General features: G+C 69.5%; 12 protein-coding genes. 10 read left to right on the top strand and 2 right to left on the bottom strand.

The features are described 5' to 3' along the window. The coding region (locus JWP28_RS10560; protein ID WP_299542723.1) for an AMP-binding protein at positions 1-1,395 on the bottom strand (1,395 nt) is incomplete at its 3' end. Positions 1,396-1,604: 209 nt separating this feature from the next. Here JWP28_RS10560 and JWP28_RS10555 point away from each other — a divergent pair. The 10 genes from JWP28_RS10555 (at position 1,605) to JWP28_RS10510 (ending at position 15,789) form a co-directional block, all read left to right on the top strand. Beyond that, complete coding sequence (locus JWP28_RS10555; RefSeq protein WP_299542722.1) at positions 1,605-3,488, top strand: ABC transporter ATP-binding protein; 1,884 nt, start codon at positions 1,605-1,607, stop codon at positions 3,486-3,488. Next, positions 3,485-5,347 (top strand): ABC transporter ATP-binding protein, encoded by a 1,863-nt coding sequence (locus JWP28_RS10550; protein ID WP_299542721.1) that lies wholly within the window; start codon positions 3,485-3,487, stop codon positions 5,345-5,347. Before JWP28_RS10555 ends, JWP28_RS10550 begins: the two co-directional genes overlap by 4 nt. A 284-nt stretch (positions 5,348-5,631) precedes the next feature. Then, positions 5,632-6,303 carry a LemA family protein gene (locus tag JWP28_RS10545; RefSeq protein WP_299542720.1) on the top strand — a complete coding sequence of 224 codons (672 nt, stop codon included), beginning with the start codon at positions 5,632-5,634 and terminating at the stop codon, positions 6,301-6,303. A gap of 38 nt (positions 6,304-6,341) precedes the next feature. Further along, complete coding sequence (locus JWP28_RS10540) at positions 6,342-7,115, top strand: TPM domain-containing protein (protein ID WP_366143803.1); 774 nt, start codon at positions 6,342-6,344, stop codon at positions 7,113-7,115. Then, positions 7,115-7,816 (top strand): TPM domain-containing protein, encoded by a 702-nt coding sequence (locus tag JWP28_RS10535; RefSeq protein WP_299542718.1) that lies wholly within the window; start codon positions 7,115-7,117, stop codon positions 7,814-7,816. Before JWP28_RS10540 ends, JWP28_RS10535 begins: the two co-directional genes overlap by 1 nt. A gap of 166 nt (positions 7,817-7,982) precedes the next feature. Continuing rightward, on the top strand, positions 7,983-9,323 hold the full coding sequence (locus JWP28_RS10530; RefSeq protein WP_299542717.1) for a PAS domain-containing protein: 1,341 nt from the start codon (positions 7,983-7,985) through the stop codon (positions 9,321-9,323). Positions 9,324-9,387: 64 nt separating this feature from the next. After that, positions 9,388-9,852 (top strand): (2Fe-2S)-binding protein, encoded by a 465-nt coding sequence (locus JWP28_RS10525; RefSeq protein WP_299542716.1) that lies wholly within the window; start codon positions 9,388-9,390, stop codon positions 9,850-9,852. Between the two features lie 4 nt (positions 9,853-9,856). Further along, entirely contained in the window at positions 9,857-12,058 is a 2,202-nt protein-coding gene (locus JWP28_RS10520) for a xanthine dehydrogenase family protein molybdopterin-binding subunit (RefSeq protein WP_299542715.1), read from the top strand. Between the two features lie 213 nt (positions 12,059-12,271). Continuing rightward, positions 12,272-15,625 carry a carboxyl transferase domain-containing protein gene (locus tag JWP28_RS10515; protein ID WP_299542714.1) on the top strand — a complete coding sequence of 1,118 codons (3,354 nt, stop codon included), beginning with the start codon at positions 12,272-12,274 and terminating at the stop codon, positions 15,623-15,625. Further along, positions 15,622-15,789 (top strand): DUF4826 family protein, encoded by a 168-nt coding sequence (locus tag JWP28_RS10510; RefSeq protein ID WP_299542713.1) that lies wholly within the window; start codon positions 15,622-15,624, stop codon positions 15,787-15,789. Before JWP28_RS10515 ends, JWP28_RS10510 begins: the two co-directional genes overlap by 4 nt. A gap of 257 nt (positions 15,790-16,046) precedes the next feature. On the opposite strand, the gene JWP28_RS10505 is transcribed toward JWP28_RS10510, so the two are convergent. Then, positions 16,047-16,629: VWA domain-containing protein (locus JWP28_RS10505; RefSeq protein ID WP_299542712.1), on the bottom strand; the 583-nt coding region annotated here is incomplete at its 5' end.

Below are 16,629 nucleotides of genomic sequence, written 5' to 3'. Positions count from 1 at the left end.
CAGGATCACCGCCTTGACCTGTTCGCCCCACTCGTCGTGCGGCGCGCCGACGGTGGAGCTATCGGCCACGGCGTCGTGCTTGATCAGCTCGTTGTCGACCTCCTGCGGGTAGATGTTCACCCCGCCGGAGATGATGGTCTCGTCGTTGCGGCCGGTGAGGAACAGGTCGCCGTCCTCGTCGAAGTAGCCCACATCGCCCCTGGTGAAGTAGTCGCCGACCCGGTTGGCCAGGGTCTTGGCCTCGTCCTTGTAGTAGGTGAAGCCGCCGCCGGGCGGCAGCTGGTGGTAGATGCCTCCGGGCACGCCGGGCGGGCACTCGTTCCCGGCCTCGTCGAGGATCTTGGAGCCCAGCAGGGCCGGGCGCTTGCCGACGCTGCCCGGTTTCTTCAGCCATTCCTCGGCGGAGATCACGAAGCCCGCGCCGCCCTCGGAGCCGGCGTAGTACTCGTTCAGCACCGGGCCGAACCACTCGATCATGGCGAGCTTGACCTCCGGCGGGCAGGGCGCGGCGCCGTGGACGATGTAGACCACATGGCTGATGTCGTACTTGGCCTTGACCTCGTCCGGAACCGCCAGGAGCCGCTGGAACATGATCGGCACCAGGTGCAGGTGGGTCACCCGCTTCTCGGCGATCAGCCGCAGGGCGAGCTCGGAATCCCACTTGTCCATGAACACCAGCTGGCAGCCCGCGCCCATCGCCCCGCGCACGTCGAAGGCCAGCGGGGCGGCGTGGTAGGCGGGGCCCGCGCAGAGCTGCACCGAGGTGGCGTGGTCGTAGCCGCGCATGGCGTAGAGCCCCTGCACGGGGATCACCGGCTGGGCGCGGAAGACCCCCTTCGGCCGCCCGGTGGTGCCTGAGGTGTACATCATGGCGTTGCCGAGGACGGGGTCGTCGATCTCGCTGCCGTCGAGGGGCGCGAGCGCCGGGGCGTAGTCCAGGAAGCCCTCGATCGGACCGCCGATGGCGACCTTCACCTTGACGTCCGGGCACTGGGCGACGGCGGCGGCGGACGCGGCCACGCGCTGCTCGCAGAACACCGCCTTCGCTTCGCAGTCGTTGACGATGTAGGCGATCTCGTCGGCGGTCAGGTGCCAGTTGACCGGCGTGATCCGCCAGCCGCCGCGTTGCGCAGCCGCCAGCACCTCGACGAACTCGGCGCGGTTGGAGCAGACCAGGGCCACGGCGTCGCCGGCCTTCAGGCCGTGCCGGCGCAGCAGGCGGACGATGCGGTTGGCGCTGGCGTTGACCTCGCCGAAGGTCGTGGTCTTGCCGTCGGGGTCGTGGATGAACACGGCGTCGGGCTTCAGGTCGGCCCAGACGGCGAGCGTCATGCCGGTCATGGCCGCCGCGTTCAGCTGGTCGTCGAGGCTCACGCGTTCCTTCACATCGTCCATCAAATCCTCCCGGCGCCTCATCGCGAGCGGCGCGCTGAATGCTTTTGGAAGCGCCGGAAGGCGGGACGAAATGATCCGCGCCCTTGAGCTGCCCGGCGGCCTCCCCGGCACCATCACACGAGAGAAAGCGGGCGACAATTGGGAGGGATGGGTGGCGCGCGGCGGTTCGGCGCCTCACAATACGCGGCACAGCAGATGGAAAACCTGGGATGAGCGATTCGCCCCCCACCGGGCGGGGTGCGGCGTCGTCTGATGCGCCGACCGTGGACGTTGCCGCCATGCCCTCGGTGCTGGCGCGCATCGCGCGGCTGTCGTTCCGCTATCCGGGGCGGCTGACGCTCACCGTCTTCCTGACCATCGGCGCGGCGGCCGCCAGCCTGACGCTGCCGCGGCTGTTCGGGCGTTCGGTGGACCAGGCGACCCACCTCCTGTCGGGCGGGGGCGCTCTCGCCGACGCCGCGCGCCATGCGCTGTTGATCAGCGCCGGCCTGGTGATCCTGGCCACCGTCATGCGCGGCTTCCTGACCATGGCGGCCGGCTACCAGGGCGAGTACCTGAGCCAGCAGGTGGCGCTGGACCTGCGCCTGCAGTTCTTCCAGCAACTGCAGCGGCTGTCGTTCGGCTTCCACGACAAGATCCACTCCGGCGACCTGATCACTCGCGGGATGCTCGACCTGGAGGGCACGCGGATCTTCATCCAGCAGGGGATGCTGCAGGCCGCCTCGCTGGTCCTGCTGCTCGGCTTCACCAGCTACATGATGATCGCCACCGATCCCGTGATGGCGGCCATCGGCCTGGGCTTCGTTCCGATCGCGGGCTTCGCGCTGGCGCGGATGGGGTTCCTGCTCCGCGTCACCTGGCTGAAGGTGCAGCAGCTGATGTCGGCGCTGACACTGACCATGGAAGAGAACCTGCAGGGCATCCGGGTGGTGCGCGCCTTTGCCGGCAAGCGCTTCGAGATGGGCAAGTTCGACACCGCCGGGAATGCGGCCCTGGCCTTCGCCTACAGGCGCATCCTGCTGCGCTTCCGCGGCGTCTCGGCGATGCAGCTTTCCTTCTACGCCTCGCAGGGCCTGCTGCTGGCCTACGGCGGGCACAAGGTGGCGGCGGGGCAGATCAGCGTCGGGCGGCTGACGGAGTTCCTTACCTACCTGACCATCCTGCAGGCTCCGATCCGGCAGATCGCCATGATCTTCAACTCGGCGGCGCGGGCGACCTCGTCGGGGGCGCGGCTGTTCGAGGTGCTGGACCTCAAGCCGGAGGTGGCCGACGCAGCCGACGCGAAGCCGCTCGCGCCGACGCAGGGCGTGCTGCGATTCGAGCACGTGGACTTCCGCTACGACCGCGGCGGCAAGCAGGTGTTGTCCGACATCAGCTTCGAGGTGCGGCCGGGCCGGACGCTCGGGATCGTGGGTCCGCCGGGGTCGGGCAAGTCGACCATCGCCAACCTCGCGCCGCGCTTCTACGACGTGACCGGCGGGCGGATCACCATCGACGGCGCCGACATCCGCGAGGTGACCCTGGCGAGCTTGCGGGAATACGTCGGCCTGGTGCAGCAGGAGGCGTTCCTGTTCGACGCCTCGGTGGGCCACAACGTCGCCTACGCCGATCCCTGGGCGGAGGACGAGCGGATCGTCGGCGCCGCCAAGACCGCCCAGATCCACGAACATATCGCCGCCCTGCCGGAGGCCTATGACACGCGCGTCGGCGAGCGCGGCGTGGCGCTCTCCGGCGGCCAGCGGCAGCGGATGAGCATCGCCCGCGGCGTGGTGCCGGGGCCGGGGATCATGATCTTCGACGACTCGACCGCAGCCATCGACGCGGTCACCGAGCGCAAGGTCCGCGACGGCCTCGCCCATGCCACGCGGACCAAGGCCACCATCATCATCGCCCACCGCCTGTCCTCGCTGATGCACGCCGACGAGATCGTCGTGCTGGACGATGGCAGGGTGGTGGAGCGCGGCGACCATGCGGCGCTGCTGGCCGCCGGCGGGACCTACGCCGAGCTTTACGAACTGCAGAGCCGGGCGGCCTCAGACCTGGAGCAGGCCGTGGTCAATCCTGCGGCCCTGAGGCAGGAGGCCGGGGTGTGAGCGAGGCCGCCCCCGCCCCCGCCCCGCGCCGTGCGCCCCGCGCGTCACTCGGATCGAGCGAGGGCGACGACGTCTTCGGCATCTTCGATCCGCGCGTGGCGCGGCGCTTCATGGCCTACCTGAAGCCGCACCGGACGGCGGTGCTCGTCGCCCAGGCCGCGGTCCTGCTGTCGGCGCTGTCGCAGGTGACCCTGCCGCTGGTGATCGGCCGGGTGATCGCCAGCGCCACGCGGCATGACACCGCCGCGCTGAACCGCAACCTGATCGCCTTCGCCGTCGCCGCGGCGGTGTTCGTGGCCATGTTCTTCCTCGAGCAGATGCTGTCCTCACGCCTGGCGCAGCGGGTAATCTTCGATATCCGTCGAAGCATGTTCGCCCACTTCCAGGACGTTTCGCTGTCGTTCATGGACAAGACCCATGTCGGCCGGATCATGTCGCGGCTGCAGGGGGACGTGAACTCGCTGCAGGAGTTCCTGGAGAGCTCGACCGGCGCACTGGGCGACCTCGTGGTGCTGGTCGGCATCTCGGTGGTGCTGCTCACGCTGGACCTGAAGCTCGGGCTGCTGACGCTCACCGTGCTGCCGGCGCTGATCCTGATCCGCGCGGTCTGGCTGCCCTATTCGAAGGTCAGCTTCCGCGTCGCCCGCGACGCCTCCTCCACCGCCAACTCGGCGCTGGCCGAGAACATCAACGGCGTGCGCACGGTGCAGGAGACCCGGCGCGAGCAGGTCAACTTCGAGCTCTATTCCGAAAAGGCGATCGAGAACTTCAAGGCCCAGGCGCACGCCTCCTGGCTCAGCCAGATCATGGTGCCGACCGTCGACGTGCTGACCGGCGTCGCCATGGCCATCGTCATCCTGGTGGGCGGCGAGGCAGTGCTGGGCGGGCGGCTGGACGTGGGCGTCATGGTGACCTTCGTGCTCTATGTGCAGCGGTTCTTCGATCCGGTGCGCATGCTCTCCATGCAGTACACCATCATGCAGCGGGCGATGGCCGCGGCGCACCGCATCTTCGAGGTGCTGGACGTGCCGGTGACCATCACGGACAAGCCCGGCGCCCAGGCGCTGAGCGGCGTCGAGCCGACGGTCGAGTTCAAGCACGTGACCTTCGGCTACGATCCCAAGCGGCCGATCTTGCACGACGTGACCTTCAGCGTGCGGCCCCGCGAGGTGGTGGCGCTGGTGGGCCCGACGGGGTCGGGCAAGACCTCGATCATCGCGCTCACCCACCGCTTCTACGAGGCCGACCAGGGCCAGGTGCTGGTGGGCGGAAAGGACGTGCGCGACGTCACCCTCGACAGCCTCGGCCGGACCATCGGCATGGTGCTGCAGGAGCCGTTCCTGTTCACCGGCACGATCGCGGAGAACGTCCGCTACAACACCGAGGGCGCAACCCGCGAGGACGTGGTCGCCGCGGCCAAGGCGGTGTCGGCCCACGACTTCATCATGCGCCTGCCGGAGGGCTACGAGACCCAGCTCGGCCAGCGCGGGCGGAACCTCTCCATGGGCCAGCGGCAGCTGATCTCGTTTGCCCGCGCGCTGGTCGCCGACCCGCAGATCCTGATCCTCGACGAGGCTACCGCCAACATCGACAGCTTCACCGAGCAGGCCATCCAGAAGGCGCTGAAGGTGCTGTTCGCCGGCCGCACGTGCATGGTCATCGCCCACCGCCTGGCGACTATCCGTGACGCCGACCGGATCATCGTGCTGAGCCAAGGCCGCATCCTGGAGCAGGGCGGGCACGACCAGTTGATGGCGCGCGACGGGCTCTACCGCCACCTCTACACCTCCGCCCACGCCAGCTTCGACGACCAGGTGGTGGCCGCCACCGGCGACGCCGAGTTCGCGACCAGGACGTAGCTCCCTGGCTTCCCCCGGCACGGGGGAAATGTCGCCAATGGCCGAAGGCCGGGCGACAGTGGGGGAAGTATCTTCTGCCGTTCGACTTCCCCCATCGACCCTCCAACCAAGCGGCTGTCGGGCCGCTTCCCCTGTACCGGGGGAAGACACTTGCGGTTTCGCGCCCAGCCCAGCCGCCGCCTTACGGAAACGTCATGCGGACCGGCGTTGCGCGGGATCGACGACAGGGCCAAATAGGGCCACGACCAAGCTCGATGACGAGCCTTTGGGGGAGACAGATCCACGTGACCCGTTTCAAGACCCGCCTCGCGCGCGTAGCCCTGATAGTGCTCGCGCCGCTGATCGTCGCCGGCTGCGGCTACAACACCATCCCCACCAAGAGCCTTGCGGCCCAGAGCAAGTGGGCGGAGGTGCAGAACCAGTACCAGCGCCGCGCCGACCTGATCCCCAACCTCGTGAACACCGTGAAGGGCTACGCGGCTCAGGAGAAGAGCACCCTCGTCGAGGTGACTGAGGCGCGCGCCTCCGCCACCCAGGTCAAGGTCGACGCCTCGACCATCACCAATCCGGCGCAGTTCCAACAATACCAGCAGGCGCAGGACAAGCTGTCCGGCGTGCTCGGGCGGCTGATGCTGATCCAGGAGAAGTACCCGGACCTGAAGTCCAATCAGAACTTCTTGGCCTTGCAGAGCCAGCTCGAAGGCACCGAGAACCGGATCGCCATCGCCCGGCGCGACTACAATGACAGCGTCCAGGGCTACAACACCACGCTGGTGACCTTCCCGCAGCTCCTCTGGGCCAAGACCCTGCATGGCGACGCCAAGCCGATGCAGCTGTTCGCCGCTGCGGCGACCGCCCAGGGCGCGCCGACCGTCAGCTTCGACACCACCCCGCCGCCGGCTCCGTCCGGCACGGCGCCTGGCAGCCCGCCGCCGGCGGCGCCGGCGACGAAGTGACGAACGCCCCTCGCGCCCTCTTCCGCGGCGGGGGAGGGGTGTTGATCGCGGTCCTGGCGCTCTTCGCCTTTGCGGGGGCCGCCTTTGCGGCCGTCCCCAAGTTCCCGGCTCTGACCGGCCGGGTGGTCGACGACGCTCACATGCTGTCGCCCGCCACGACGCAGAAGCTGGACAGCGAGCTGGCGAACCTGGAGGCCCAGACCGGCCACCAGCTGGTGGTGGCCACGGTCCCCGACCTGCAGGGCTATGAAATCGAGGACTACGGCTACCAGCTCGGCCGCGCCTGGCAGCTCGGCCGCAAGGGCGTCAGCGACGGGGCGATCCTGCTGGTGGCCCCCAAGGAGCACAAGGTCCGCATCGAGGTCGGCTATGGCCTGGAGCCGGTGCTGACCGACGCGCTGACCAGCGTGATCCTGCAGCAGAAGGTGCTGCCGCAGTTCAAGCAGGGCCGCATGGAGCAGGGCGTCGTCGACGGCGCCGAGGCGCTGATCGCCCAGCTGGCCCTGCCGGAAGACCAGGCCAAGGCCAATGTCGCGCAGGCCGCCGCCCAACCCCGGGCGCAGGCTCGCGACCAGGGCGGCGGCGCGCACATACCGGTCCTGCTGATCATCGTGGTGATCATCTGGGTGGTCTCCAGCCTGCTGCGCGGCGGCGGCCGGCGCGGCGGTGGCGGCCTGTGGTGGCTGCCGTTCCTGTTCTTGGGCGGCGGGCGCGGTGGCGGCGGCGGCAGCGGCTTCGGCGGCGGCGGAGGGGGCGGCTTCTCCGGCGGCGGCGGCTCCTTCGGCGGCGGCGGATCTTCGGGGAGCTGGTGATGAAGACCCTGTCCCCCTCCGAGCTTGCGGCCATTGAGGCGGCGGTGCGCCAGGCCGAGGCGCGCACCACCGGCGAAATCTATTGCGTGGTCACCGAGGAGAGCTCGCACTACGGCGAGACGGCCATTGCCTGGGCGGCCGGCGTCGCCCTGCTGGGTCCCGCGCTGCTGCTGCTGGCCGGGGTGCATGTGACCATCCCGGACCTGTTCTCCACCTGGAGCGCCTCGCAGGTGGGTGCGGCGGTGGAGTCCGCGGTCCGCCGGGCGCTGCTCGGCGCCATCGCGCTGCAGGTCGTGCTGTTCGTGCTAACCGCGGTCATCGTCTCGATCCCGCCGGTGCGCCGCGCGCTGACGCCCGGAAGCCTGAAGCGCCTGCGCGTGCGCCGGCGCGCCGCCGAACAGTTCGTCGCCAAGAACCTGCATCTGACCCGCGAGCGGACGGGGGTGCTGATCTTCGTCTCGCTGGGCGAGCGGATGGCCGAGCTGATCGCCGACGACGGCATCGCCGAACACGTCGAGCCCCACGTCTGGGACCGCGCCATGGCCGCCCTGACCGAGGGCCTGAGGCGCGGCCAGCAGGAGGCGGGGTTCGCCGCGGCCATCGGGCTGTGCGCCGACGTCCTGGCCGAGAAATTCCCGCAGCGTCCCGGCGACAATCCGAACGAACTGCCCGATGCCGTGGTGGTGCTGCCCAAGCCTTGAGACGGAGACCTTAGGGCGATCCGCCGCACAAGTTATGCGCGGCTAACCATATTACTTCTGGTATTGCCGGACCCGCGTTACCGCGACAGATTGCGGTCCGGTTGGGCGGGGTGCGCGAAGTCCAGTGGGCGTCACGGGCAAAGAGCTGAGCGGTGGAGACCCGATCGTGCGGTCGGCGGCCGACGCCAGCGCGCTCGGCATGGCGTACGAGCTCGAGGCCACGGCGGACGGCTCGCGGCGCTTCACCTTCGTGGGCCAGCGCTGCCTGGCGGTGAACGGCGTCCCGGCCGAGATCGCCATGGCCGACGCATCCACGCTCTACAACCTGATCCTGCCCGAACACCGCGCCGCCTTCGACGCGGCGGAGGCTGTGGCGCTGGAGAAGATGCAGCCCTTCGACATCGAGATCGCCATGCGCCGGCCTGATGGCCAGGTGCGCTGGCACCGCATCGTCTCGATGCCGCGCCACCGACCTGACGGCGCGGTGCTGTGGGACGGGTTGCAGGTCGACGTCACCGACCGCCGGCAGATCGCCGCAGAGCTGCAGGAGCAGCGCCATCGGATGGAGGTGGCGGTCGAGGCCACCGGCCTCGGGTTCTGGGAGTGGGACATCGAGGCCGGCAAGGTGACCTGGTCGGACCGCAACAAGGCGCTGTTCGGGCTTAGGCCGCACGAAGAGGTGACCATCGAGCGCTACCTCGCGCTGGTGCATCCCGACGACGTCGAGTCCGTCCAGGCCGCCTTCCAGTCGGCGCGAGACAAGCCGGATGGCGGCGACTATTCGATCGAGCACCGCGTCGTGACGCCGGCGGGCGAGACGCGCTGGATCCTGGCGAACGCGCGGGTGGCGAAGGACCCGGACGGCGGGCCGCGGCTGGTGGTGGGCACCTCCCTCGACGTCACCGCGAGCAAGCAAGCGGAGGAGCGCCGGGCGCTGCTGATGGGCGAGCTGGCGCACCGGTTGAAGAACGGCATCGCGGTGATCATGGCCATCGTCGGCCAGACGGCGCGCGGCCAGGCGACTGTCGAGGGCTTCGAGGAGTTGCTGATGGCCCGCCTGCAGGCCATGGCCAATTCGCAAGACCTGGTGACCGCCTCGGGCGGGGGGCCGGTGAACCTGGCGGACGTGATCGACCAGGCGGTGGCCCCCTTCGGCCAGACACGCTTCGACCTCGACGACGACTTCGCCGGCGTCACCATCCGCGGCGAGATGGCGGTCGGCATGGGGCTGCTGCTGCACGAGATGGCCACCAACGCCGTCAAGTATGGCGCGCTCTCCAACCGGGCCGGGCGGGTGAGGATCGCGCTCGACGACGCCCCCGAGGATCGGGCGGCCTTCGCCTGGCGCGAGACGGGCGGCCCCGAAGTCAAGCCGTCGAACAGCCGCGGATTCGGCACGCGCCTGCTGAGCCAGGTGCTGCGCAATCAGGGCGGCGATGTGAAGTTCAGCTTCGAGCCGCAAGGGTTCCAGGCCCGGGTGGCGTTCCCGGTGGCGCAGCCGGACTGAGACGCCCGCCCTTGCCCCCAAAGGGGGAGCGGCCTTACATCTCCAGGTCCAAGGGAACGCAGCCATGACATTCAAGCTCAGCGTCAACGGCAAGGTCCGGGAAGCCGACGTCGATCCGGACACCCCGCTGCTCTGGACGCTGCGAGACACCCTGGGGATTCTGGGCCCCAAGTACGGCTGCGGGATCGGCCAGTGCGGCGCCTGCACCGTGCACATCGACGGCAAGCCGGTGCGCAGCTGCCTGATGCCGGTCTCCTCGGTCGGCGCGGCCAAGGTCTCGACCATCGAGTCCATGGCGGACCACCCGATCGGCAAGAAGGTGCAGGCCGCCTGGATGGAGCTGGACGTCGCCCAGTGCGGCTACTGCCAGCCCGGCCAGATCATGGCGGCCACCGCGCTGCTGGGCGCGAAACCCCAGCCCACCGACGCCGACATCGACGCGGCGATGAGCAACATCTGCCGCTGCGCCACCTACACGCGCATCCGCGCGGCCATCAAGCTGGCGTCCGGCCAGCACGAGAAGGCGTGAGACCATGACCCTGGCACTCCCAGTCCTCACAAGTGGGGGCGCCTCGCGGCGCGACCTCTTGAAGGCTTCCGTCGTCGCGGGGGGCCTGGTGCTCTCCTTCCGCGTCGCGGCTAAGGCCGAGGCCGCGGAGACGGCCGGCGCCTCGGCGCTCAACGCCTACGTCCGCGTGGCGCCCAACGGCATCGTCACCATCATGGGCAAGAACCCTGAGGTCGGTCAGGGCATCAAGACCAGCCTGCCGATGATCATCGCCGAGGAACTGGACGTCGCCTGGGAAAACGTCCGCATCGAACAGGCCGACAACGATCCCAAGCTCTATGGCCGCCAGTTCGCCGGCGGCAGCCTGGCCACGCCGATGAACTGGGACGAGCTGCGGCGCGTAGGCGCGGTGGCCCGCGCCATGCTGGTCAGCGCCGCGGCCGTCGCCTGGAACTGCCCGGCGGGCGAGTGCAAAACCAGCGCCGGCCAGGTGATCCATGTCTCGACCGGCCGCAAAGCGACCTATGGCGCGCTGGCCGGCCAATGCGCCGGTATCCCCGTTCCGGATCCCAAGACCATCCCGCTGAAGGACGCCAAGGACTACAAGATCATCGGCAAGGCGACGCCGCAGTACGACGTCAAGAAGATCGTCACCGGCCAGCCGCTGTTCGGCATCGACGTCCGGATGCCGGGGATGCTCTACGCCACCTACGAGAAGGCGCCGGTGTTCGGGGCCAAGGCAGCGAAGGCCGACCTGGACGCCGCCCGCGCGGTCAAGGGCGTGCGCAAGGTGTTCGCGGTCGAGGGCGGGACGAATCTCAGCGGCCTGCTGCCCGGCGTGGCGGTGGTCGGCGACAGCTGGTGGGCGGCGCGCAAGGGCCGCAATGCGCTGAACACCCAGTGGGCGGACCACCCCACCTCCAAGCAGAGCACGGCCGGCTTCGACAAGCGCGCCGCCGAGCTCGCCGCCGGCCCGCCGATGAAGAGCCTGCGCAAGGACGGCGACGTCGATGCGGCCCTGAAGGGCGCGGCCAAGACCGTCGAGGCGGCCTACGCCTATCCCTTCCTGGCGCACACCCCGCTGGAGCCGCAGAACTGCACGGCGCAGTTCAAGGACGGCAAGATGGAGATCTGGGCCCCGACCCAGAACCCCGAGCCCGGCCGCCAGCTGGTGGCCTCGACGCTGGGCATCAAGCCGGAGGACATCACCGTCCACATGACCCGCTGCGGCGGCGGCTTCGGGCGCCGGCTCTCCAACGACTACATGGTGGAAGCCGCCTGGATCGCGCGGGAGGCCGGCGCGCCGGTCAAGCTCTTGTGGACCCGCGAAGACGACATGCACCACGACTTCTACCGGCCCGCCGGCTACCACTACTTCAAAGGCGGCGTGGATGCGGCCGGCAATGTCGTGGCCTGGCAGGACCACTTCGTGACCTTCGGCGACGGCGACACCTTGGCGTCGAGCGCCGGCATGGCCGGGACCGAGTTCCCCAGCCGCTTCGTGCCCAACTTGAGGATCGACCAGTCGACCCAGCCGCTGGGCGTTCCGACCGGGCCGTTGCGGGCGCCGGGGTCCAACGCCATCGCCTTCGTCAACCAGGGCTTCATCGACGAGCTGGCGCATGCGGCGGGAGCCGACCCGCTGGCCTTCCGCATGAAGCTGTTGGGCGACAAGCCGACGGTGGGCGAGGCGCCGGCGATCTACAACGCCGGGCGCATGAAGGGGGTGCTGGCGGCGGTGGAGAAGATGTCCGGCTGGGCCGGCCGCGCCAAGCTGCCCAAGGGCACGGGCATGGGCGTCGCCTTCCACTTCAGCCACGCCGGCTATTTCGCGGAGGTCGTGCAGGCCAAGGTCGCCGCCAGCGGCGCGGTCAAGGTCGAGAAGGTGTGGATCGCCGCCGACGTGGGCCGCCAGATCGTCAATCCGGCCGGCGCGCTCAACCAGGTGCAGGGGGCGGCGATCGAGGGGCTTTCCCACGCGCTGTTCCAGAAGATCACCATCGAGAACGGCGCGGCGGTGCAGAGCAACTTCGCCGACTATCCGCTGCTGCGGATGGCCGACTCCCCGCCGGTGGAGGTGAAGTTCGTGATCACCGACTATCCGCCGACCGGCCTGGGCGAGCCGGCCCTGCCGCCGGCGATCCCGGCGCTGTGCAACGCCATCTTCGCGGCGACGGGCAAACGCATCCGCTCGTTGCCGATCGATACGAGCCAGCTGAAGACGTAGGACGGAATTCCTCCCCTTTCGGGGGAGGTGGCCCGAAGGGCCGGAGGGGGTCCGCTCACATCGTTGAGGACCCCCTCAGTCAGCTTCGCTGACAGCTCCCCAACGGGGGAGCAACTGGCCCGCGCGTACCCGGGCCTCGAATCCGCTTGGTCCTGACGTCCCGGTCGGCATGATGTCCCGAGGCGGCCAGAGACCGCGCGGGAGTTCTGCCACGTGAACAAGTTGCTGATCGCCAACCGGGGCGAGATCGCCGTCCGCATCGCGCGCACCGCCGCGGAGATGGGCGTGCCCACGGTGGCGGTGTACTCCGAGGACGACGCGGCCTCGCTGCACACGCGCAAGGCCGACGAGGCCGTGGCGCTGAAGGGCTCCGGCCCGGCGGCCTATCTCGATATCGCCCAGGTGGTCGCAGCGGCGAAGGCCGCTGGCTGCGACGCCGTGCATCCGGGCTACGGCTTCCTGTCGGAGAACGCGGCCTTCGCGCGGGCCTGCGCCGAGGCGGGACTGACTTTCGTCGGGCCGACGCCGGAGACGCTGGAGCTGTTCGGCGACAAGGGCCGCGCCCGGGCGCTGGCCCAGCAGTGCGGCGTTCCGGTCCTGCCGGGCACCGACGGGCCGACGACGCTGGAGCAGGCCAAGGCGTTCTTCGCGGGCCTTGGCAAGGGCGGGGCGGTGATGGTCAAGGCGGTGGCCGGCGGCGGCGGGCGCGGGATGCGGCCAGTGATGGAAGCTTCCGAGCTGGCGGCCGCCTTCGAGCGCTGCGCCTCGGAGGCCAAGGCGGCGTTCGGCAACGGCGACCTCTATGTCGAGCAGTTCCTGCCGCGCGCCCGGCACATCGAGGTGCAGATCGTAGGCGACGGGGCGTCGATCAGCCACCTCTGGGACCGCGAGTGCAGCCTGCAGCGCCAGCGGCAGAAGGTGGTGGAGATCGCGCCCGCCGACATGCTGCCGATGGCCTTGCGCGAGAAGCTGTTCGCGGCCGGCGTCGGCCTGGGGGAGGCGGCCGGCTACAGGAGCCTGGGGACCATGGAGTTCCTGGTGGAGGGGGGCCGCTTCGTCTTCATCGAGGGTAATGCGCGGCTGCAAGTGGAGCACACGGTCACCGAGGAGGTCACCGGCCTCGACCTCGTCCGCCTGCAGCTGCAGATCGCCGCGGGCCGGTCGCTGGCGGAGCTGCGGCTGACCCAGGGCGACGTGCCGGCGCCGCGCGGCCACGCGGTGCAGGTGCGCGTGAACCTGGAGACCATGGCGGCCGATGGCTCGGCCAAGCCGGCGGGCGGGACGCTCACCGCTTTCGAACCGCCCTCGGGGCCGGGGGTGCGGGTCGACGGCTTCGGCTATGCCGGCTACCGCACCAGCGCGCGGTTCGACAGCCTGCTCGCCAAGCTCATCGTGCACGCGGGCGCAGGCGGCCTCAGCCGCGCGGTGGCCAAGGCTTACAGGGCGCTCAGCGAATTCCGCATCGAGGGCTCGGCCGCCAACATCACCTTCCTGCAGAATCTCCTGGCCCTGCCGGCGGTGGCGGCGGGCGAGGTGCACACCCGCTTCATCGAGGAGCACATGGGCGAGCTGACCGGCGCGCCCGAGGCCCATCCGAAGCTCTATTTCGACGCCGCCGCCCGCGGCGTCGCGCCGTCAGCGTCCCAGAAGGTGGGTTACCAGGTCGATGCGGCCGACCCGCTGGCGGTGCTGGCGCTCGGCAAGCAGGAGGTCGATCAGCCTACGGAGGAAGAAGAGCCCGAGGGACCGGAAGGGACCCGGCCGCTGCGCGCGCCGCTGCAGGGCACGGTGATCAATGTCTCGGTGGCGGTCGGCGACCAGGTGCGCGCCGGCCAGGCCTTGATGATCATGGAAGCCATGAAGATGGAGCACGTGATCGCCGCCGAGGTCTCCGGCATCGTGCGCCAGATCACTGTGGGGGCCGGCGACACGGTCTTCGAAGACCATCCGCTGGCCTTCCTGGAGGAGGCGGAGATCGCCGGCGGCGGGGGCGCCGAGGAGGAGGCCGTCGACCTGGATTTCATCCGCCCCGACCTGGCTGAGGTGCTGGAGCGTCATGGCCGCACCCTGGACGAGGCGCGGCCCGAAGCCGTGGCCCGGCGGCGCAAGACCGGCCAGAGGACGGCGCGCGAGAACATCGCCGACCTGGTCGATCCGGGCAGCTTCGTCGAGTACGGCCCGCTGGTGGTGGCGGCCCGGCGGCGTCGCCACAGCCTTGAGGAGCTGATCGCCACGACGCCGGCCGACGGCATGCTGATGGGCCTGGCCTCGGTGAACGGGGACCGCTTTCCGGAGGACCGGGCGCGCACGGCGGTCTTCGCCTACGACTACACGGTGCTGGCCGGCACCCAGGGGGGCAACAACCACTGGAAGCTCGACCGGATGGCGGAGCTGGCGCTGCGCTGGCGCCTGCCGACGGTGTTCTTCACCGAAGGCGGCGGAGGGCGACCCGGCGACACCGAGGGCGGCGGCTTCACTCGCGGCTTCGAATACTGGGGCAAGCTCTCCGGCGCCGTACCGCTGGTGGGCATCAACTCCGGCCGCTGCTTCGCCGGCAACGCCGCCATCCTCGGCTGCTGCGACGTGATCATCGCCACCAAGGACTCGGCGCTCGGCATGGGCGGCCCGGCCATGGTGGAGGGCGGCGGCCTGGGCGTGTTCCGCCCCGAGGAGATCGGCCCGATCAAGGTCATGCAGGCCAACGGCACTATCGACGTCTTGGTAGAGGACGAGGCCGAAGCCGTGGCGGTGGCCAAGAAGTACCTCGCTTACTTCCAGGGGCCACTCCCCGACTGGGCCTGCGCGGACCAGCGCCTGCTGCGCCGCGCGATCCCGGAAAACCGCCTGCGGGTCTACGACATCCGTAAGCTGATCGAGTTGATCGCCGACGACGGCAGCGTGCTGGAGCTTAGGCCCAAGTTCGGCCTGGCCATGGTCACCGCCTTCATCCGCGTCGAGGGCCGGCCGATGGGGGTGTTCGCCAACAATCCGATGCACATCGGCGGGGCGATCGATAGTGACGCTTCGGACAAGGCCGCCCGCTTCCTGCAGCTCTGCGAGGCCTTCGACATCCCCGTCCTGTCGCTCTCCGACACGCCCGGCAACATGGTGGGGCCGGAGGCGGAGAAGACCGGCCTGATCCGCCACTGCTCGCGGCTGTTCGTGATCGGCGCGAACCTGACTGTGCCGATCTTCTCGGTGATCCTGCGAAAGTCGTACGGCCTGGGCGCGATCGCCATGACCGGCGGCAGCTACCAGGCGGCGATGTTCTGCGTCTCCTGGCCGACGGGCGAGTTCGGCGGCATGGGGCTGGAAGGCTCGGTGAAGCTCGGCTACCGCAACGAGCTGGCGGCCATCGAGGACCCGGTCGCCCGCAAGGCGAAGTTCGACGAGATGGTCGCCGCCGCCTATGCGCGCGGCAAGGCAATGTCGCAGGCGACGAGCCCGGCGCTCGATGACGTCATCGACCCGGCCGACACGCGCAAGTGGATCATGGCCGGCCTGAAGGCCCTGCCGCCGATCCCGCCGCGCACGGAGAAGAAGCTACGGTGGGTGGATAGCTGGTGAGCGCCGATTTCACCGACGACGACGAAGAGGCATGGGTTCTCAAGCGACGCACGGAGGTCGAGCGCTATCTGGCCGAACAAGGGCTGGCGCACGGCGGCGTCGCCGACTGGCCCGCGTGGCACATCGCGCCCTACGTCTCGATCTGGGCGCCATTGTCGTCTTGATCGCTATCGCCTGGGAACCCTGGCGGCAGACTCGTGGAAGGCCTTCGGTCGATCTCTCGGACGAAGTCGAGGGGCGCTCCGTCAGCCGGCTCTACAGGGCCGAAAGGAACTCAAGAACAAAACATGAACAAACAGACGGAGTCGTTTCAGTACGCGGTCAGCTACGGACCGAGGCTGAAGCTGTGCCTGATGCGCCTGGGCGGGCGGACGCGCTGTGTGGGTCTTCGCCTTCGCGAGGAGGAGCGGATTTTTTACGATCAGTGTGCGGAATAAGTCCGGAGCACGTCCTCGATGATGCGTTCCAGCTGGCCCAGCGTGTTGCAGGTCTTGGCGACGTGGGTGAAGCGCTCGTAGCGGTGCATGACGCTGTCGCCCTGGCCCCAGTAGCTCTCGGGCTCGGGGTTCAGCCAGATGACGGCGCGGGCGCGCTGCTGGATCAGGTGCATCAGGTCGAGCCGCGGGTCGGCGAAATTGGAGCGGCCGTCGCCCAGGAAGATCACCGTGGTGTGGCGGTCGACGCGGTCGAGGTGGTTCTCGCAGAAGTCCTCCAGCGCCTTGCCATAGTCGGTCTGCTGGAAGCCGATGGTCTGCAGCACCTTGAGGATCGCGCCCTCGACGCCGTTCTCGTCGAGGATGGCGTTCACCGGGATCAGCCGGCCGGAGAAGGCGAAGGCGTCCAGGCGGTCAACCACCTCGTTCAGCGAGTAGAGGAAGGTCAGCAGGAACTGGGCGGCGGCGGCCACCGACTTGGAGACGTCGCAGATGGCGACGATCGAGGGCTTGTCGACCTTGCGGCTCTTCCAGACGATCTCGAACGGCACCCCGCCATAGCCCATCGAG

This window comes from Phenylobacterium sp. (assembly GCF_028290885.1).
GTDB lineage: Bacteria > Pseudomonadota > Alphaproteobacteria > Caulobacterales > Caulobacteraceae > Phenylobacterium.
Note: the sequence above shows the minus strand (reverse complement) of the source record. Positions and strands in the feature narration are given on the sequence as shown.